The sequence below is a fragment of the Arthrobacter sp. NPDC093139 genome, from assembly GCF_044754165.1.
In the GTDB taxonomy this organism is placed as follows: Bacteria; Actinomycetota; Actinomycetes; order Actinomycetales; family Micrococcaceae; genus Arthrobacter.
Genome location: NZ_JBIVOO010000001.1, coordinates 215,513 through 233,789 on the forward strand (window position 1 = coordinate 215,513; position 18,277 = coordinate 233,789).

Below are 18,277 nucleotides of genomic sequence, written 5' to 3' on the forward strand. Positions count from 1 at the left end.
GCGGCCACGATGGGGTATGACTGATTCCGCAGCCACTGGCGCTGGCTATTTTGACGATGAGCCCGGACCGGGCGCGCAGGTCCCGGCTGCTCCGGAGACGGTAGAGCACATCGCGGATGAAATCCGTGACGATATCCGCCTCGGCCACGTCGTCGATGACGACGTGAATCATGTCCTGCAGGAGCGCCTCGATGGCGCCGGCATCTCTATGCGCCCGGAGGACGTGGACACCCTCGCCGACGAGATCGAGCGGGACGCATCAACGTAGGAGCTGCAGTGGAGGATCCCTTTGACCTGGACCGCTTCGTAACGGCCCAAAACAGTGGCGGCACCTATGACCAGGCGCTCGCCGAGCTGCAGACCGGCAGCAAACGCAGTCACTGGATGTGGTTCATATTTCCCCAGATCGCAGGACTCGGGCAGAGCGCCACATCCAGGAAGTATGCCATCCGTTCACTGGAGGAAGCCACTGCCTATCTGCAGCACCCTGTCCTCGGCCCGCGGCTGATCGAGTGCGCTGATACTGTCGGAGCGCTCAAGGACCAAACGGCAGAAGACGTTTTTGGCAGGACCGATGCACGGAAGCTGCACTCATCCGTGACCCTGTTCCTCCGTGCAGCGCCGGGGGAGCCTGCATTCAAGCAGGTACTCAGCCGCTTCTTCGAGGGAGAGCCGGACGCCGCTACGGACGAGCTGCTGAAGAAACAGCGCGAGCTGGACTGAGAGTGCGGTTCGAAAGGGAGCTCGCCGGGTCCCTGCGCATCAGGGGGGAGGATGCGCCGGGACCCGGCAGTCCTTCATCAACGGGTCGCGGCTCCCTTGTTCTTCAGGACACCGCCAGTGTCCCTTTTGCGTCTTGGGAAAAGCCCGGTGCCCGGACCCGAACTGGTGGTTGCACCAGACCCCGCAAAGAGGGGGCCTTCCCAAGGTTTAGAGGGAATCCTATCCTCCTTCACCGGGCTGTTCGGCGGTTCTACACTTGAAGCACGAGCCTGCCCGCAGCCAGCGGGCTACGCGGACGGAAGGACAGTGTCATGGGTCTGGACGACAAGATTGATCACGCAGCAGAGAAGCTTGGTGGCAAGGCCAAAGAGGGCGCTGGCAAGGCCAGGGACGATGAAGGCCTGGAAGCCGAAGGCAAGACTGATCAGGCCAAGGCCGACCTTAAGCAGGCCGGCGAAAAGGTCAAGGATGCCTTCAAGCGCGACTGATCTGATCTGACCGAAGCCCCGCCTGCCGTTGCAGGCGGGGCTTCCTGCTGCTAGGAGGGTTTTCTGACCTCCACCAGTTTCACATCAAGCAGGCGGCCGCTGTCGACGGCGGCCGTCATGTACGTGCACACCGGCTGGCGGCGGCGGTCCGTCGGCGAGCCGGGGTTCAGCAGGCGCAGCCCGCCAGCGGAGGTCGTGTCCCAGGGAATGTGGGAATGGCCGAACACCAGGATGTCAGAGTCCGGGAAGAGCGCCTCGCAGCGCTCCTCGCGCCCTTTCGCGGGGCCCGTCTCGTGGACCATGCTGAAGCGTAAGCCTTCCAGAAAGATGCTGGCCCTTTCCGGCAGACGCCGCCGGAGCTCGGCGCCGTCGTTATTGCCGTATACGCCGACCAGCCTCCGGCTGCGGCGTTCAAACTCGTCCAACAGTTCCGCAGTCACCCAGTCACCGGCATGGAACACGACATCCGCGTTGGCGACGGCGGCCCACACCTGATCGGGCAGTCCCCGTGCCCGCTTGGGCACATGGGTGTCGGAAATCAGCACTAGCCGGAGGCTCATCAAAGCATCTTCCCATGAGGCAGACTGGGACGATGGAGAGAATCGTGCCTGCCCCGCCCGGAGATCCCCGCCGACCGCTTGGCCCACGCGACCCAGGCGACGCATGGGTGGAGGGCGAGCGCGGAAGGTTCTGGGGACGCTTTGGATCCGCCGGGCTCTTGGCCCATGACCCCGGGAAGGGCATCCTGCTCCAGCATCGCGCAGTCTGGAGCGACCATGGCGGAACCTGGGGCCTGCCCGGCGGTGCGCTCCACGAGGGGGAGGATCCCGTCACCGGGGCGCTTCGCGAAGCCTTTGAGGAAGCCGCTGTCCCGGAGGGCAACGTCAGGGTTCTGTTTACGTCCGTCTTCGACGTCGGCTACTGGTCCTACACCACGGTTGCCGTCCGGGTCGTAGAGCCGTTCGAGCCGGCCATCAGCGACCCCGAGAGCATTGAACTGAGATGGATCCCGGTCGGGAACGTGGCGCGGCTGAACCTGCATCCCACTTTCGCAGCGTCCTGGCCCGCGCTCAGTGAGAAACTGCTCGACCACGAGCGGCCGGTGCTTCATGATTGACGTCGCGCGCTTCCGGATGCTCCTGGAGGAGGAGCGGGCCAGGAAACTCGCGCTGCTGCCCGCGCTCAGCGCAGACATAGCCTCGGCCAACGTGGCCCGGCAGAACTCAAACGTGGACGACGAACACGATCCCGAAGGCGCCACGATCGCCTTCGAACTTTCCCAGGCATCGGCGCTGCTGGACCAGAGCAGGTCCGGCCTTGCCGAGGTTGAGGCAGCTTTGGACCGGATCGCTGCCGGCACTTACGGCTCGTGTGCGATATGCGGTGAACAGATCGCGGAGGGCAGGCTCGAAGCCCGGCCCTGGACGCCGTTTTGCATCCTGCACGCACGAGGCAGGGCCTGAGCGGCGGGAGTAGAAACATCCGGCTTACAGGCTGTTCCGAAGCCGGGCCGGAAATCGTACGCTAGGGCTGGGAGGTGATTGCCATGGAGGCAGCCCAAGGAGACCGCATCATCATCCATGGCCGGACGGTGGAATCGTCGGACCGGCATGGGGAGATCCTGGAAGTCCGTGGCCCTAACGGAACTCCGCCGTACCACGTCCGCTTCGACGACGGCCACGAGACCATCCTGTATCCCGGCGGCGATTTCGCCGTCGAGCACCGCACTACGTAGCTCCTGCGGTGCGCGAACCCGCGAGGCGACCCGATCGGATCCTGATCGTCATCCTTTCCGTCATTGCCGGCCTCGTAGTGGTGGCGCTGGCTGCGGTTTTCTTCCGTGGCCAGCCGGAACCACTGGACGAGGGGACGCCCGCGGGCGTTGTGCAGCGCTACGCCGCCGCGGTGCTCGACGGCGACGAAGCCACCGCGTCAGGTTACCTTGCAGACCGGTCGGGGCGGCCGTGCGGCCCGGTAGAGCACGCTGCCCGCAGCGGGCTGCGGGTCACTCTGCTGTCAACGACGGAACGCGCCGACTCCGCGGATGTCCACGTGGCCATCGCGGTTTCGAATGGAAGCGGTCCGTTCGGAAGCCAGGAATATGAGACCGAGGACGTGTTTGACCTCGTCAAGGTCGGCGGGCGGTGGCTCGTGAAAACCGCCCCCTGGCGGTTCACCATCTGCCCGGCCGCTGCTGTGCGCCCATGAGCACTGTCCGGCCGGATACGGCCCTGCCACAGCACTCGGCGCTGACCACTGTCCGCCGCCTGATACTTTTCCTGCTCCTGTTTGCCCTTGTCCTGATTGCGGCATCGGGCCTGAGCGGCCTGCTGGGGCGGCTGTTCTCCAGCGGCACCTCGCTTGCGGAGGGCGACGTCGGCGGGCTCGCCAGGTCGCTCGCCTTCGCTTTGGTCGGGGGCACGCTCGCGGCCATGCTCTGGTGGGCAGTGTGGCGACGGCTACGCGAGGGCGGGGAAAGGGCCGCGCTATCTTGGAGCCTCTACGTCGCCGGCGTCTATGCGGTCGCCCTCATCACGTTCGCCACTGCACTTCTCGGGCTGGCCTCCTCGCTTATCGGCGGTGAGGAGCCGCAGTGGTATTCGGAAGCAGCCACCGGCCTGGTGTGGGCCCTGGTTTGGGTATGGCACCGGTGGATGTGGCTGCATCCGGCCAGAGGGCCCCGCCACCTGGCCGGCGTGCCCATCGTGGTGGGCTCAGTGTTCGGGCTGTTGATCGGCGCAGGCGGGGCTGCCACGGCCCTGGGAAACCTACTCGATGCCGGACTTCAGGGATTCACCGGAACGCAGTCGGTCGGGAACCCTTGGTGGATCCCGGTGCTGCAGCCTCTGGTCTGGGCGGCCGGTGGAGCCGTGCTCTGGTGGTGGCATTGGATCCGTGGCCGCGGACGTTTCCTGACAACGGGCCTGGCCAACGTGGCACTTGCCGTCGTCGGTGTCCTTGGCGGCTGCATCCTCGCACTCTCGGGCGCAATCGCCTCGCTCTATGTGCTGCTCCGATTGGCCTTTGACCGCTCGGGCCCGTTCCCGCAGCTCCTGGAGCCACTTGGTCCCGCTGTGGCGGCGGCCGCGATCGGCGCGATGGTCTGGCGCTATCACGCTGCGCTCGCAGGGCACCGGCCAGGGGCCATGCGCCAGGCGCCCCGGCTGCTGGCGGCCGGTGCCGCGTTGGTCGCCGCGGCCTCAGGGGTGGGCGTGGTGGTGAATGCGTCACTCGGGCTGGCGGAAACCGCGCTCGCGGGAACAGGCCTGCGGACGCTGCTATTGGGCGGCCTTAGCGCTTTGTCAGTGGGCGGTCCGGTTTGGTGGCAAACGTGGGACCCTCTGCACCCGCGGCACCACCAGCGGATCCATGAGAGGAGCCTTGAGCCGTCTGAGCACCGGGGCCAGCGCATTTACCTGGTGGTGGTTTTCGGTATCAGTGCCGTGGTGGCGCTCATCGCGCTGCTGGTGATCGGCTACCTGGCATTTGAGCATCTCCTCGACGCCTCCTCCGGCCGGGGCAGCCTGCTCGGCAGGGTGCGCACCCCGCTCGGCCTGTTGACGGCCACGGGACTGGTCGCGGCGTACCACTACGGTGTCTGGCGGCGGGAACGGGCGGTCCCGCCGTCCGGGGAGCCGTCCGGGGAGCAGGCCCCCAGGGGTGGCATCGGCCACGTCATCCTCGTGACCGCCTCCGATCCCGTTCCGTTATCCCGCGCCATACGCGACGCCAGCGGCGCCGAAGTTACGGTGTGGCAAAGGGCCGACGGCGGCGCTGCAGCCGCAGGCTCCGGCACGGAGCCGGATCCCGCCAACCTGACGGCGGCGCTGAACGGCATCAGCTGCGCCCGCGCGCTGGTTGTCGTCGGCCGGGATGGCCGGATCGACGTTATTCCTTTGGCGGACGGTGCCGCGTCAGGAGACGGGCTGCCTTTTGATCGGTGAGCGGTCCTGGCCATATTCCGCGGTGACCAGGATCGGCAAGTGGTCCGACTTGCCGCGCGGCAGGGTCTCCACGCTCGAAATATCCAGCCCCAGGGACGTGGCGAAGTCGAAGTGCCCCTTGAAGACCTTGTAGCGCGTGTACGTCCTGCGGTTACTGAGCGACAGGGCATAGCCCGCATCCTTCATGTGCGCATGCAGGCTCTTGGTGAAGAACGGGTAGTTGAAGTCTCCAACCATCAGCGTCATGAGTCCGCTGCCCATGCTCAGGAGCTCCGCGTGCGCGGCATGGATCTGCTTCCGGCGAAGTGAATTGGAAGCGGTCAGCGGCGCCGCGTGAAAGGAGCCAATCACCAGTTCGTGGTCCGTCTCGTTGTCCACAACCCGGGTGCCGATGAGGCGCTCGTGGGCGGGTGCCATGACGTGGTCGTGCATGGACTTCTTCAGGGCAAAGGTTTTGGTTTCCAGCGCCGTGAACCGCTCGGTGCGGTAGTAGATCGCCAGTCCGAGCCTGTTGCCTTTGGTGAAGTCGGCCAAGTGCAGGGGACCGAGGGTTTCCGGCAGGTCCGCGGAATCGCATTCCTGGAGGCAGAGGGCATCGACTCCGAAATTGCGGGCCAGGTTGACCAGCTCTCCGCTGGCCTTGTGCTTGCGGAGGTTGTAGCTAATTACTCGCATCAGTGGAACACCTCTTCCGAGGGCTGCTAGAAGGACCTGGCTCCGAGTCTACCCAGAAAATCACCGGGGGATCGGTAGGTTACCGCCCGCCGGCTGCCCGCCGCGGGCATGCCTCTGGATGTTCGGTGGAGACCTCGGGGACCCCAATATTGGTGCGTCGGAGGTGAACGAGGCATCCCTGACGGTGGCATTGGGGGAGCTCGCGGTAGGGTGATCGCAGATTCGTTTACTGTGTCGAAAGGGTCAACGTTGACTGCTGCACTGCCGGAACTCGCGGACGGCGATTTCTATTACCAGGACCTGGGTGGGGGGCACTTCCGCTCCACGATTCACGCGCAGGGTGCCTGGAACGAGCATGAACAGCACATGGCGCCGGCCTCCGGGCTGCTCGCCGACCGGTTGGAACGACATGAGCCGCGCGGCGACATGCGGATGGCACGCCTCAGCTACGAAATCCTGGGCTTGATTCCCGGCGGCGAGTTCCAGGTCGTCACCACGACACTGCGCCCCGGCAGGACCATCGAACTCCTGCAGGCAGAACTGGTGGCCGCCGGACGCGTCATCATCCGGGCCACGGCCTGGCGGATGATCACCAGCGACACCTCCGCGGTGGCCGCAATCGAGGACGCTGACATTCCGTCACCCCACGACTGCAAACCCTACGATGGCGCCAGCGTCTGGCCCGGCGGATACATCCGCTCACTGGAGATGAGGGTGGCCGACGGACACCGTCCCGGCGCCGGCAAGGTGTGGCTGCGCACCGACCATCCGCTGACAGATGCCTTGGACAGCACCGACATGGCCCGGCTGATTGGCCTGGTGGATACTGCGAACGGCATCGCCGCCCGGGTGCCGCCGGGCAAGGACAGCTATTCCTTTCCCAACCTGGACCTGCAGATCCACATGTATCGCCGGCCGGAGGGCGAATGGCTGGGGCTCGACAACGCGGTCTCTTTCGGAGCCGATGGCATCGGGCTCACCTCAACCGTGCTGCACGACATGGCAGGGCCCTTCGGCCGCGCGGAGCAGATCCTGACGCTGCGGAAAAGCTGACGCCCCGGAAGTCGGATCCCGCGGCGGGCACCGTAGCCGACGGCGCTCAGCCAGCTGCCGCCGTCGAGCGCCGGGCGCCACGAAGAAGACGATCCCGGCGATGTAAATCACGTAGAAAGCGACGGCGTACCCTAGATTGGGCCGTTGGGCCAGCAGGTCGCCGATGTGGCCGCGGTAAAACGGGTTCAAGAGCTTGAGCCATACGGCGTCGATCACGGCGAAGGCGGCTGCCACGACCAGGAACTGCAGTATGACCACAAGGGAGCTTAGCAACATGCACCAGGCCGGGGCCGGAGCACCGACGCTGACCGTCGTTCGCCAGCACGATTCGCTGGGCGCCGCCCGGGACCTCGACTTCGGAATCGAACTGCTGGGCCTGGCGAAGACGGGGAGGGTCGGCCCCACGCTCAGGCTGTACCGTCCGACCCCGACGGTTGCCTTCGGCCAGCGCGACACGCATCTTCCCGGGTTCGAAGCCGCGGCGCAGGCGTGCCGGGAGCAGGGCTTCGAGCCCCTGATCCGCAAGGCCGGCGGTCGGGCGGCCGCCTACCACCAGGGGACCCTGATCGTCGACCACGTGGAGCCGCACGCTGATGCGATCGCCGGAGCCAAGGGCAGGTTTGCGTTCTTTGGCGAGATGCTGGCGGAAGCCCTGCGAAGCACCGGAGTGCCGGCTGCAGTCGGCGAGATCCCGGGGGAATACTGCCCGGGCGAGTTCAGCGTCCATGGAACCCACCCGGACGACTCCGCGCACCGGGTCAAGCTCGTGGGCACCGCCCAGCGCGTGGTCTCAGGAGGGTGGCTGTTCAGCTCCGTCATCGTAGTGGAAAACTCCGCGCCTCTCCGCAGTGTCCTCACGGCCAGTTACGGCGCACTCGGCCTGGACTGGGACCCCGCCACAGCCGGTGCCATTGACGACCTTGTGCCCCACCTGGACGTGCAGTCCATCGAGGACGCCGTGATCAGCACGTACAGTGGCTACGCACCCCTGGCGTACGACGAGTTCAGCAGCCTCCAGTAACAGTTCAGCAGCCTGCAGTGGTTGTCAGGACTCTGCGGCCGGGACTATTCCGTCGCTGCCGGTATCTGGCAGACCATCAGGACGTTGCCGTCGGGGTCCCGGAAGTTAAACCACTGGTCCTCCTTGACCTCTGTAAGTTCCACGCCACGGTCCTTCATGAATTCGTGCGCGGCGTGACGTGGGTTGCGACTGTGCCTGGACCTGCGGTTTTTGACTCCGGGTTTGAACTGTAGTGCGGAGCGGAAAATACTGCCAGAGCAACGCGCCCCGAACCTGATGGTCGACGGGCCTACGGAATAACCAGGAACGCGGCCAGTGCCAGCATCAGGAGGGCGATGGCGCCATCGAGGACCCGCCAGGCTCCGGGGCGCGCGAACACCGGGGCCAGGAACCGTGCCCCGAAGCCGAGAAGGGCGAACCAGAGCGTGCTTCCCGCGATCGCTCCCCAGGCAAACGGCCAGCGGCCTTCAGGGCCGTGGTCGGCTGCGAGCGATCCCAGGAGCACTACGGTGTCCAGGTACACGTGCGGGTTCAGCCAGGTCAGTGCGACGGCGGTTCCAACCGCTGCGGCCAGCGTGTTCCGGGAAGACGTGGCGGCTGCGCTCAAGCCGCTTGGCTTCAAGGCGCGCCGGGCTGCGAAAAGGGCGTAGGCAAGCAGAAAAGCTGCGCCTGCCCAGCGCACGATGACCAGGGCCAGCGGCGCCGCCTGGATGAGCGCGCCGACGCCGGCGACGCCCGCCGCAATCAAGACGGCATCGCTCGCGATGCACACCGCCACAATTGGCGCCAGGTGTTCGCGGCGCAGTCCTTGACGCAGGACGAAAGCGTTTTGCGCGCCAATGGCGACGATGAGGGACAGGCCCGCGCCGAAGCCGGTGACCAGGGCGCCGAGGGTCGAAGTAATTTCCACTTGCCTGACTCTAGGTCCCCGGGAATCATGAGTACAGCTAAAGTTTCTTACGTCAATTAAGGAAAACTTAAGATGGATGCCACTACAGAGCAGCTCAGGACGTTGGCTGCTGTGATCGATCACGGGACGTTTGACCGCGCCGCCGCGGCGCTGCATGTGACGTCGTCGGCCATCAGCCAGAGGGTCAAGGCGTTGGAGCAGCAGACCGGGAGGGTCCTGCTGCTCCGCACCAAGCCGGTCCGGCCAACGAAGTCCGGAAGCGTGGTGGTGCGCCTGGCGCGGCAGGTGGCATTGCTGGAAAGCGAGGCCATGGAAGAACTGGGCCTCGAGGGTGCAGGGTCCCGCCCGCGCATTCCGCTGGTAATCAACGCGGACTCCCTCGCCACCTGGGTGCTGCCGGCCTTGGCGGGTGTGGAGCGGGCCAGTTTCGAGATCAGCATCGATGACCAGGACTATTCCATCGAGCGCCTCCGGGAGGGGACGGCAATGGCCGCCATCACCTCAAACCGCGAGCCCGTGCAGGGCTGCACGGTCCGGCCGCTGGGCGTCATGCGCTACCGCGCTGTGGCGAGCCCTTCGTTTGCCGCGCAATGGCTGTCAGATGGTTTTACCGATGCGGCGTTGTCGCGGGCACCCCTGGTGGTGTTCAACCGCAAGGATGCCCTCCAGGACCGTTACCTCGAGGGCCGGCTGAAGCCCGGGGCCAGCTACCCGCCCCGTCACTACGTCCCGGCGTCGTCGGACTTCATGCGGGCGATCGAACTGGGGCTCGGGTGGGGAATGTTGCCGGATCTTCAGTCCAAGGGCCTTCTGGATGCAGGCACCCTAACGGTGCTGGATAAACGCGGGCATGTGGACGTTCCGCTGTACTGGCAGCAATGGTCCATAGAGTCGGCCACGCTCGCCCGGATCGCCGCTGCCCTGCAGCAGGCAGCGGCGGCCGGGCTGCGATGAGGGGCGCTATGCCGCGAGCCGGCTCTTGACCTCGGCGGCTGAAGGGTTCGTTGCGGCGCTGCCATCCGGGAACAGCACGGTGGGAACGGTGCGGTTGCCGCCGTTGATCTGCTCAACAAGTTCGGCCGTGCCGTCAACCTCTTCGATGTTGATCTCGGTATAGCCGATTCCCTGGGCATCCAGCTGCTTCTTGAGCCGGTTGCAGTAACCGCACCAGGTGGTGGAAAACATGGTGATGCTGCCGTCTTCGGGGGTGAAGTCCACGGAGAGCTCCTCAGGTATAGGTTCGTGCCTGTCAGTTTCGTTCAGTCAACGGTAACCCGTGAGCCGGTATTCCCCCGTTTGTGTTGCGATGGCATGCTGGTGCCATGTGTGGACGTTACGTAATGGCCAGGGCAGTCGGGGATCTGCTGGCCGAATTCGACGCCGGGCTTGAGAACGAAATGGAGATCCCGCCGTCGTGGAATCTTGCGCCCACGGATGGTGCGCCCATCGTCCTGGAACGGCTGATCGACGGCGCCACAGTCCGCCAGCTCCATGTAGCGCGGTGGGGACTCGTGCCGTCCTGGGCCAAAGACCCCGGCGTCGGGCCGAAGATGATCAATGCCAGGAGCGAAACGGTGCTCGAGAAGCCTGCATTCCGCAAGGCCGTGCAGTCCCGGCGCTGCGCAGTGCCGGCTGACGGCTATTACGAGTGGAAGCAGGGCGAAGGGCGACGCAAACAGCCGTACTACGTGCATCCCAAGGAGGGGCCGGGAATGGCCTTCGCGGGCCTCTATGAGTGGTGGAAGGACCCCTCCAAAGGGCAGGATGACCCGGGCCGGTGGATGCTTTCCATGTCGATCCTGACGGCGGATTCACCACCGGAGGGTGCCGAATCCACAGTATTCGGTGAGCTCACCTCGCTTCATGACCGTGTCCCGCTGCCCATGAGCCGGGACACCATGGCAGCATGGCTCGACCCGCAGGTCGACGACGCAGCCGGGCTGCTGGACCTGGTCCGCTCCGGGGTTAAGGACGAGGCCGCAGGCTGGCGGGTTGATTCGGTAGGGCCGGCCGTGGGCAACGTCAGGAACAATTCGCCGGAACTCATCGAGCCGGTGGAAGCACTCTTCTAGCGGGTCGCGTCACAGGCTGACCCGTCCGCCGTCGTCAACGGTCCACGTGGGGTTGAAGGCGATCTCCCACCTGAAACCGTCCGGATCGGCGAAGTAGCCCGTGTACCCTCCCCACGGCTGGGTCTTGGGGCTTGCCACGACAGTTGCGCCGGCAGATTCCGCCTGGGCCATCACCTCCTCGACTTCGGCAGCGCTTTTCACGTTGTGGCTGAGCGTGATGCATGGGACGGACGCGGGGGCATCCACGGCGGCTTCGGCCTGCATCTGCCTGGCGTCCCAGAGGGAGAACATGAGGCCATGGTTGGCCTGGATAAAGACCACTTCGGGGAATTCCCGGTGGACGGGCCAGCCGAGGCCCCCAACGTAGAAGCTGCGGGAGGCGGCCACGCTTCGCACTCCCAGGGAAATAAAATCGACTCGGGGCTGCATGGTTCGATACTGTCATGGACATGCCCACAAATCACGGAGACGATAAAAGCGCCCAGGCTGACAGGGAACAGCTCGCTGCTGTCCGGATCGCCGTGGACGAGGTTGATGACCAGATCGTCACGCTGATTGCGCGCCGCGAACGTCTGATCAGGATCGCGGGAACACTGAAGGGCGATGACGCCGAGGTCCGGGCTCCCGGCCGCGTGGAACGTGTGATTGAACATGTCCGCGCCGCTGCCGAGAAAAAGGAAATCGACCCGGACATCGTGGAAACCACCTACCGGGCCATGATTTCGAAGTTCATCGAGCTCGAGATGAAGATCCATAACGAGAACAACTGACCGGGCAGCAGGAGCTGCCGGCGGGACTTCGGGGCGACGGCGGGAATGGCCCCGATATTTTGCTGCCTTAGTTGCCTAGAGGGCTTCTTCCACCGGAACGCCGGACTGGAATTCCCGTCCGTCGGCCTCGCTGAAGGCTGACATGAGGTGGCCCTTCTCCAGTCCAAGCACCGTGCTCATGGGGAAGTTACCCGTTATGGTGCTGCCCGAATGCTCGACGCTCTTGACGTCAAAGTTTTCCTCGGTGCCGTCATGGCTGAACGAGTACATCGACACGGCCTCGCCGTTCATGAACTCAATTCCGAGCCTTCGCTGATGTGAATAGTCCGGAGTTGCTGCCACGAGCCCCACTACGAAGGCGCCCGATCCTGGAATATTGCCGTCAATATCAAATTTGGCCTCCAAGATGGTGTCTTTGGCGGCGATGCTTACGTGCTTCAGGAGTGCGTCATTGGAACTCATGGCTCCATCCTGCCCCTTGAGCCGCTGTCAGTCCACACCCATCTAGGTTTTGCCGGAGGCCAGGCGTAGACTGTAGTTATTCGAATACATATTCGAACCACCCTTCATCTGCAGCACCTTCATCTTGGTTTCCGGAGGCACCTATGGGCATGTTCAGCGAGTCCGTGGACGTTGCCTGCGGACCGGAAGGCCAGCCCGTGGAATTGCAGTGGGGCGGCCGGAGGTACACGGTCTGCGCCGAACCGGTTCACTGGTATGAACGCCGCCAGTGGTGGGCCGAGGAACAGCGGGCTCCACTGGGCAGTGGGCCCGGACTTGTGGATCACGAGATCTGGAGAGTTCAGGTAGCGCGCGTGGAACCCCCCTTGTCCGAAGAGGCCCCTGCTGCCCCTGAACACCTGACACTCGATCTGGTCCGGCATACCGGCAGCGGACGCTGGCGGCTGCTCCGGATCCACGACGCACTCCGGCATAAGACAGCATGAGCTTTACCCACCTGCACGTTTCCACCGCCTTCAGCGCCCACTACGGCGTTTCCTGGCCCGATGAACTCGCCCAGTCGGCGGCGGCCCAGGGTGCAACCGCCCTTGCCTGCACGGACAGGGACGGCCTGTACGGAACGGTCAAGCATCTGAAAGCCTGCATGGCTGCCGGCCTGGACCCGGTGGTCGGGGTGGACCTCGCCGTTTTCGACGACGAGGGAGATCTTCGCACCCAGCTTTCCGGCCGCGTAGTGGTGCTTGCGCACGGCCACAACAACGGGGCCGGCTACAAGGCGCTCTGCCGGTTGATTTCCGATGCCCATGCCCGCACCACGGGCAAGGCCGGGGGAGCGGTGCCGGCTGCAGTCACCCGGGCGGAACTGGCATCAAGGATTCTTGACCCGCACACCCTGAAGCCCGTGCTCAGCGTGCTGATCGGGCCGGATTCCGACGTCGGAAGGGCCATGGGCGGACGGCGTTACCTCCGGCCCCGCACGCTCTTCAAGAGCTGGCTGGATTCCCTGCCGCCCGGAAGCGTCGTCGCGGAGGTCGTCTCGCATCTCAGCGCCCCGGGAGAGCCCCTCAGCACCGCCCATGCCGTCCGCATGCTCAAGCTCGCACAGGAGTACAGTGTTCCGGCGGTCCTCACCAATGCAGTCCGTTATTGTGCCGAGGACGGTGCCGCCACGGCCGATGTCCTCGACTCCGCCCGGACCCTGAAGTCCCTCCCCGAACTCTCAGCCGCGCCACTGCTCCAGCCCAATGGGCAGGGCTGGCTGAAGTCCCCTGATCAGATGCTGCGGCTGGGCAAGGAAATTATTCACGCCGCCGGGTATGGGGCGGCGGATCTTCAGGTCCTGCTCGCGCAAACGGAGGCGCTCGCCGACCGCTGCAGGATGGATCCCGCCACGGACATGGGCTGGAAGCAGCCCGTCGTTCCGGAGGGCTCGGTGATCGGCATCGAAGGTGACCCCCTGGCGGAACTGGCCTTGAGGTGCGAGGCCGGCGTGGCCCGCCGCTTTCCGGGTATTTCCGGGAAGGCCGAGGCTGAAATGCGCAGCAGGCTGGATCACGAACTGAAGATCATAGCCAACCTCGGCTTCGCCTCCTATTTTCTGACGGTGGCCGAGGTATCGCGGATGATCCTGGACATGGGCGTGCGGGCCGCTGCCAGGGGCTCGGGAGCGTCCAGCCTGGTGAACTACCTGCTCGATATCAGCCAGGTGAACCCGCTGCAGCATGACCTTATTTTCGAACGCTTCCTGTCGCAGGACAGGTCCACCCTTCCGGATATCGACATCGACGTCGAAAGCGCGGAGCGGCACAACGTTTACCGGAAGATCTTTGACCGTTTTGGCGCCCAGCGCGTGACGCTCATGAGTATGCAGAACGGCTACCGTGCCCGGGGGGCCGTGCGGGACGCCGGGATGGCCTTGGGCATGGACGACGGCGACATTGGAGAGATTGCCAAGCAGCTGTGGCGCTTTTCCGCCCGCAGGTTCAGGGAAGCCCTGGAAGAAAAACCCGAGCTCCGTGAATTTGCTGACCGGGTGGAGCAGCGGGATGCTTCAGGCAACCAGCAACTGGACCTGCTCGTGGACCTCACCGAACGCCTGGACAGGCTTCCCCGCCACATCTCCATGCATCCTTGCGGAGTTATCCTTGGCGACGCGACCCTGCTGGACAGAACTCCTGTGCAGCCCAGCGGGCTGGGGCTGCCCATGAGCCAGTTCGACAAGCACGACATGGATCCTATGGGAATGCTCAAACTGGACGTGCTGGGAGTCCGGATGCAAAGCGCCATGGCGTTCGCCGTCCGGGAGATCATCCGCATCCATCCCACCAAAGCCGATGTGGTGGCTGCGGGCGCCCACCCCGCGGGTCCGGACGGTAAGGGCCCGGACTACATCAGGGAGGACGGCTTCATCGACCTCAACGCGGTGCCGCTGGATGATGAGCCCACCTACGAGCTCATCCGGAGCACCCACACCCTGGGATGTTTCCAGATTGAATCGCCGGGCCAGCGCGAACTGGTGGGAAAGATGGCGCCAAGGGAATTCAACGATCTCATTATCGACATTTCCCTGTTCCGTCCCGGGCCCATGAAATCCGACATGGTGCGCCCGTTCCTCGAGCACCGACACGGATTCGCGCCGGAGGTCTATCCCCATCCGGATCTCAAACCCGTGCTGCAGGAAACCCACGGTGTCACCGTGTTCCACGAGCAGATCCTGAGGACCTTTGACGTGATGACTGGCTGCGGGCTGGCCAAAGCCGACGAGTTCCGCAGGGCGTTGAGCAGCGAGGTCATGGAATCCCAGGTGGAGGAGTTTTTCCGCCGCAGGGCAAAGGCCAAAGGGTATTCGCCGGACGTCGTTGACAAGGTCTGGGGGACCTTGAAGTCCTTTGCCAGCTTTGGCTTCTGCAAGGCCCACGGCGCTGCCTTTGCCGTGCCCACCTACCAGTCGGCCTGGCTGAAAGCGCATCATCCGGAGGCCTTCCTCGCCGGACTGTGGGAGCACGATCCGGGCATGTACCCCAAGCGCCTGCTTGTCGCCGAAGCCCGCCGCCTGGGAATCCCCATCCTGCCGCTGGACATCAACCGCAGCGGCGCGGAGTACCGGGTGGAGCGCGTCGTTTCGGGGCCGGACCAAGGCAAACTCGGCATCAGGCTGAGCCTGAAAGGCATCTTTGGGCTCTCCGGGGCCGAACTGAAGCGGATAGTGGCCGGACAGCCCTTCGACTCCCTGGCTGACCTGAGGGCGCGGTCCAGGCTGACGAAACCGAGCATCAAGAGGCTGGCCCAGCTGGGAGCCTTCGATTCCTTGCACCGGGAATCCGGCGGAGCGGCCAACCGGGCGGACCTGGTCCAGCATCTGCAGACCCTGCAGAACAGCCAGCACCGGAAAGCGCCCGACGTCGTTGAAGGCCAGCTGGCTCTGCCCCTCGGAGACATTGAACTGAGGAACGTCAAGGCCGAACTTCCGCCACCCACCGTCGTGGAGAATGTCAGGGCAGAACTTGACCTCATGGCCGTTGACGTCAGCGAGCACCTGATGTCCAGCCACCGTCCGCTGCTGGACAAACTGGGCGTCACCACTGCCGACAAGCTCCTCGGACTGAGGAACGGCACTGAAGTTCTGGTGGCCGGGGTCCGCATCGCCACCCAGACCCCGCCCATGCGGGGAGGCAAAAGGGTGGTGTTCATCAGCATCGATGACGGCACCGGCTGCGTGGACTCTGTCTTCTTCCATGAGGCCCAGGAGAAGTCGGGACCTCTGCTGTTCGGTACCCGCCTGCTGCTTATCAGGGGAACCACCCGGCGGACGGGCCCGCGGGGGATCAGCCTCAGCGCCAGCATGGCCTGGGACCTGAGCAGGATTGAGACCCTGCCCTTCCCGGCGAAGGATTCCCCCTCCGGGCGCGGACCGGGGAGCGCCGAACCCAACACCGGCGCCCTCATCCCGGCCGAGTTCCGGGCACCCGGCCCGTTGAGCGGGATCGGCAGGAACCTGGCCATCACCGGCCTGGGCGGCTGAACCGCAGCCCTGCCCGTGTGCCGCTTTGGCTGGCCTCAGCCGTAACCGATACGATTGACGAGGCTGGCTGTGGTCCCCGTATGCCACAAGCTACGAAGCCTTAACTTTGAATAGGAGACACCCGTGTCAGAAGCCCAGCAGATCACCCTCATCGTCGATGGCGAAGAGATGAAGGTGACTACAGGGACCACCGGCGCGGAAGTCTTCTTTGAGCGCCGCGACGTCGTTGTGGCCCGCGTTGACGGCGAGTTGAAGGACCTTGAACAGCCGCTTCCCGAAGGTGCCGAGGTCCAAGGCGTCACCATCGACTCCCCGGACGGCCTCAACGTCCTCCGCCACTCCACAGCCCACGTCATGGCTCAGGCCGTGCAGCAGTTGCGCCCCGACGCCAAGCTTGGCATCGGCCCGTACATCACCGATGGCTTCTACTTCGACTTCGATGTCGCGGAGCCCTTCACCCCCGAAGACCTCCGGCAGCTGGAAAAGATGATGCTCAAAATCGTCAACCAGAACCAGAAGTTCGTGCGGCGCGTCGTTTCCGAGGATGAAGCTCGCGAGGCGATGAAGAATGAGCCCTACAAGCTGGAACTGCTGGGCAAGAAGAATGACGCCGTCGACGCCGGGGAAGGCGTCAACGTTGAGGTGGGCGCCGGAGACATCACCATCTACGACAATGTTGACCGCAAGAGTGGTGACAGCGTCTGGTGCGACCTGTGCCGCGGCCCTCACCTGCCCAATACCAAGCTGATCTCCAATGCCTTCGCCCTGACCCGTTCCTCCGCCGCCTACTGGCTGGGCAACCAGAACAACCAGCAGCTGCAGCGCATCTACGGCACGGCCTGGCCCACCAAGGACGCACTGAAGGCTTACCAGGAGCGCATTGCCGAGGCCGAGCGGCGCGACCACCGCAAGCTCGGCGCCGAGCTGGACCTTTTCTCCTTCCCGGATGAGCTGGGCTCGGGCCTGCCGGTGTTCCACCCGAAGGGCGGCATCATCCGCAAGGCCATGGAGGACTACTCGCGACAGCGGCACGTCGATGCCGGCTATGAGTTCGTCTATACCCCGCACATCACCAAGGGGCACCTCTACGAAGTCTCCGGCCACCTGGACTGGTACAGGGAAGGCATGTTCCCGGCGATGCACATCGACGCGGAACTGAACGAAGACGGCACCGTGCGCAAGCCCGGCCAGGATTACTACCTGAAGCCGATGAACTGCCCCATGCACAACCTCATCTTCCGTTCCCGAGGCCGCTCGTACCGCGAGCTGCCCCTGCGCCTGTTCGAATTCGGTTCCGTCTACCGATATGAAAAGTCCGGTGTGGTGCATGGCCTGACCCGCGTCCGCGGCATGACACAGGACGACGCCCACATCTACTGCACCCGTGAACAGATGAAGGACGAACTCACCGGAACGCTGAATTTCGTCCTGGGCCTCCTCAAGGATTACGGCCTTGACGATTTCTATCTGGAGCTTTCCACCAAGAACGAAGACAAGTTCGTGGGTGACGACACCGCCTGGGAGGAAGCCACCCGCACCTTGGCCGAAGTGGCTGAAGCGTCAGGACTGGAGCTGGTCCCGGATCCCGGGGGAGCCGCATTCTACGGCCCGAAGATCTCCGTCCAGGCCAAGGACGCGCTGGGCCGCACCTGGCAGATGTCCACGATTCAGCTCGACTTCAACCTGCCGGAACGCTTCGAACTCGAGTACCAGGCTGCAGACGGCACACGCCAGCGCCCGGTCATGATTCACCGTGCGCTGTTTGGCTCGGTGGAACGGTTCATGGGCGTGCTTACCGAGCACTATGCAGGAGCCTTCCCCGCCTGGCTGGCTCCCGTCCAGGTGGTCGGCATCCCCGTGGCGGAAACCTTCAACGACTACATGTTCGACGTCGTGGACCAGCTGAAGGCCGCCGGGATCCGCGCCGAGGTTGACATCTCCTCGGACCGTTTCCCCAAGAAGATCCGCACCGCCAGCAAGGACAAGATCCCGTTCGTCCTGATTGCCGGCGGCGAGGACGCCGAAGCGGGCGCGGTGTCTTTCCGTTTCCGCGACGGCAGCCAGGACAACGGTGTGCCGGTGGCAGAGGCGGTCCAGCGGATCGTGGACGCCGTCCGCAACCGGACCAGCTAGCCGCA

23 protein-coding genes are annotated in these 18,277 nt (G+C 64.7%); 16 read left to right on the plus strand and 7 right to left on the minus strand.

The window, feature by feature from the left end:
• The first annotated feature begins 16 nt into the window (after positions 1 to 16).
• The 3 genes from ACIP90_RS01150 (at position 17) to ACIP90_RS01160 (ending at position 1,211) form a co-directional block, all read left to right on the plus strand.
• On the plus strand, positions 17 to 268 hold the full coding sequence (locus ACIP90_RS01150; protein WP_400576011.1) for a hypothetical protein: 252 nt from the start codon (positions 17 to 19) through the stop codon (positions 266 to 268).
• Positions 269 to 276: 8 nt separating this feature from the next.
• Positions 277 to 723 carry a DUF1810 domain-containing protein gene (locus ACIP90_RS01155; RefSeq protein ID WP_400576012.1) on the plus strand — a complete coding sequence of 149 codons (447 nt, stop codon included), beginning with the start codon at positions 277 to 279 and terminating at the stop codon, positions 721 to 723.
• Between the two features lie 311 nt (positions 724 to 1,034).
• The gene (locus ACIP90_RS01160) at positions 1,035 to 1,211 is read left to right on the plus strand and encodes a CsbD family protein (protein ID WP_400576013.1); all 177 of its coding nucleotides are present in this window, start codon (positions 1,035 to 1,037) and stop codon (positions 1,209 to 1,211) included.
• Between the two features lie 50 nt (positions 1,212 to 1,261).
• Here the strand turns inward: ACIP90_RS01160 and ACIP90_RS01165 are convergent, their stop codons facing one another.
• On the minus strand, positions 1,262 to 1,771 hold the full coding sequence (locus ACIP90_RS01165; protein WP_400576015.1) for a metallophosphoesterase family protein: 510 nt from the start codon (positions 1,769 to 1,771) through the stop codon (positions 1,262 to 1,264).
• A gap of 32 nt (positions 1,772 to 1,803) precedes the next feature.
• Between ACIP90_RS01165 and ACIP90_RS01170 the strand changes: the two genes are divergently transcribed.
• From ACIP90_RS01170 to ACIP90_RS01190, 5 genes are all read left to right on the plus strand, one after another.
• Positions 1,804 to 2,328, plus strand: coding sequence for an NUDIX domain-containing protein (locus tag ACIP90_RS01170; protein WP_400576017.1), 525 nt, complete (start codon positions 1,804 to 1,806; stop codon positions 2,326 to 2,328).
• Entirely contained in the window at positions 2,321 to 2,674 is a 354-nt protein-coding gene (locus ACIP90_RS01175; RefSeq protein ID WP_400576018.1) for a TraR/DksA family transcriptional regulator, read from the plus strand. The genes ACIP90_RS01170 and ACIP90_RS01175 overlap by 8 nt, the downstream gene beginning before the upstream one ends.
• An 83-nt stretch (positions 2,675 to 2,757) precedes the next feature.
• Positions 2,758 to 2,946 (plus strand): DUF1918 domain-containing protein, encoded by a 189-nt coding sequence (locus ACIP90_RS01180; RefSeq protein ID WP_400576020.1) that lies wholly within the window; start codon positions 2,758 to 2,760, stop codon positions 2,944 to 2,946.
• Positions 2,947 to 2,954: 8 nt separating this feature from the next.
• Entirely contained in the window at positions 2,955 to 3,419 is a 465-nt protein-coding gene (locus ACIP90_RS01185; protein ID WP_400576022.1) for a hypothetical protein, read from the plus strand.
• Positions 3,416 to 5,155 (plus strand): DUF5671 domain-containing protein, encoded by a 1,740-nt coding sequence (locus ACIP90_RS01190; protein WP_400576024.1) that lies wholly within the window; start codon positions 3,416 to 3,418, stop codon positions 5,153 to 5,155. The genes ACIP90_RS01185 and ACIP90_RS01190 overlap by 4 nt, the downstream gene beginning before the upstream one ends.
• Here the strand turns inward: ACIP90_RS01190 and ACIP90_RS01195 are convergent.
• Positions 5,126 to 5,830 carry an endonuclease/exonuclease/phosphatase family protein gene (locus ACIP90_RS01195; RefSeq protein WP_400576026.1) on the minus strand — a complete coding sequence of 235 codons (705 nt, stop codon included), beginning with the start codon at positions 5,828 to 5,830 and terminating at the stop codon, positions 5,126 to 5,128. The two genes, ACIP90_RS01190 and ACIP90_RS01195, sit on opposite strands and share 30 nt — an antisense overlap.
• Before the next feature lie 249 nt (positions 5,831 to 6,079).
• On the opposite strand from ACIP90_RS01195, the gene ACIP90_RS01200 reads away from it, so the two are divergent.
• A complete protein-coding gene (locus ACIP90_RS01200) occupies positions 6,080 to 6,883 on the plus strand; it encodes a thioesterase family protein (RefSeq protein ID WP_400576027.1) in 804 nt (267 codons plus the stop codon).
• Here ACIP90_RS01200 and ACIP90_RS01205 read toward each other — a convergent pair.
• Positions 6,812 to 7,159, minus strand: a complete 348-nt coding sequence (locus tag ACIP90_RS01205; protein ID WP_400576029.1) for a DUF2177 family protein — start codon at positions 7,157 to 7,159, stop codon at positions 6,812 to 6,814. The two genes, ACIP90_RS01200 and ACIP90_RS01205, sit on opposite strands and share 72 nt — an antisense overlap.
• Between ACIP90_RS01205 and ACIP90_RS01210 the strand changes: the two genes are divergently transcribed.
• Positions 7,158 to 7,904 (plus strand): biotin/lipoate A/B protein ligase family protein, encoded by a 747-nt coding sequence (locus ACIP90_RS01210; RefSeq protein ID WP_400576761.1) that lies wholly within the window; start codon positions 7,158 to 7,160, stop codon positions 7,902 to 7,904. The genes ACIP90_RS01205 and ACIP90_RS01210 overlap by 2 nt on opposite strands.
• A gap of 289 nt (positions 7,905 to 8,193) precedes the next feature.
• On the opposite strand, the gene ACIP90_RS01215 is transcribed toward ACIP90_RS01210, so the two are convergent.
• Entirely contained in the window at positions 8,194 to 8,808 is a 615-nt protein-coding gene (locus ACIP90_RS01215) for a LysE/ArgO family amino acid transporter (protein ID WP_400576764.1), read from the minus strand.
• 78 nt (positions 8,809 to 8,886) lie between these two features.
• On the opposite strand from ACIP90_RS01215, the gene ACIP90_RS01220 reads away from it, so the two are divergent.
• Positions 8,887 to 9,768: a LysR family transcriptional regulator ArgP gene (locus ACIP90_RS01220; RefSeq protein ID WP_400576031.1), complete on the plus strand. Its 882-nt coding sequence runs from the start codon at positions 8,887 to 8,889 to the stop codon at positions 9,766 to 9,768.
• Positions 9,769 to 9,774: 6 nt separating this feature from the next.
• Here ACIP90_RS01220 and ACIP90_RS01225 read toward each other — a convergent pair whose 3' ends face one another.
• On the minus strand, positions 9,775 to 10,032 hold the full coding sequence (locus ACIP90_RS01225) for a mycoredoxin (RefSeq protein ID WP_400576033.1): 258 nt from the start codon (positions 10,030 to 10,032) through the stop codon (positions 9,775 to 9,777).
• A 104-nt stretch (positions 10,033 to 10,136) separates the two neighbouring features.
• Here ACIP90_RS01225 and ACIP90_RS01230 point away from each other — a divergent pair, with 104 nt between their 5' ends.
• Complete coding sequence (locus ACIP90_RS01230; protein ID WP_400576035.1) at positions 10,137 to 10,886, plus strand: SOS response-associated peptidase; 750 nt, start codon at positions 10,137 to 10,139, stop codon at positions 10,884 to 10,886.
• Positions 10,887 to 10,895: 9 nt separating this feature from the next.
• Here ACIP90_RS01230 and ACIP90_RS01235 read toward each other — a convergent pair whose 3' ends face one another.
• Positions 10,896 to 11,315, minus strand: coding sequence for a VOC family protein (locus ACIP90_RS01235; protein ID WP_400576036.1), 420 nt, complete (start codon positions 11,313 to 11,315; stop codon positions 10,896 to 10,898).
• Between the two features lie 14 nt (positions 11,316 to 11,329).
• Between ACIP90_RS01235 and ACIP90_RS01240 the strand changes: the two genes are divergently transcribed.
• Entirely contained in the window at positions 11,330 to 11,656 is a 327-nt protein-coding gene (locus ACIP90_RS01240) for a chorismate mutase (RefSeq protein WP_400576038.1), read from the plus strand.
• A 75-nt stretch (positions 11,657 to 11,731) separates the two neighbouring features.
• Here the strand turns inward: ACIP90_RS01240 and ACIP90_RS01245 are convergent, their stop codons facing one another.
• Positions 11,732 to 12,118 (minus strand): hypothetical protein, encoded by a 387-nt coding sequence (locus ACIP90_RS01245; protein WP_400576040.1) that lies wholly within the window; start codon positions 12,116 to 12,118, stop codon positions 11,732 to 11,734.
• Positions 12,119 to 12,261: 143 nt separating this feature from the next.
• Between ACIP90_RS01245 and ACIP90_RS01250 the strand changes: the two genes are divergently transcribed.
• From ACIP90_RS01250 to thrS, 3 genes are all read left to right on the plus strand, one after another.
• Complete coding sequence (locus tag ACIP90_RS01250) at positions 12,262 to 12,603, plus strand: DUF6504 family protein (protein ID WP_400576042.1); 342 nt, start codon at positions 12,262 to 12,264, stop codon at positions 12,601 to 12,603.
• Positions 12,600 to 16,139 (plus strand): DNA polymerase III subunit alpha, encoded by a 3,540-nt coding sequence (locus ACIP90_RS01255; RefSeq protein WP_400576044.1) that lies wholly within the window; start codon positions 12,600 to 12,602, stop codon positions 16,137 to 16,139. Before ACIP90_RS01250 ends, ACIP90_RS01255 begins: the two co-directional genes overlap by 4 nt.
• Before the next feature lie 168 nt (positions 16,140 to 16,307).
• Positions 16,308 to 18,272: a threonine--tRNA ligase gene (gene thrS, locus ACIP90_RS01260; RefSeq protein ID WP_400576766.1), complete on the plus strand. Its 1,965-nt coding sequence runs from the start codon at positions 16,308 to 16,310 to the stop codon at positions 18,270 to 18,272.
• Positions 18,273 to 18,277 lie beyond the last annotated feature (5 nt).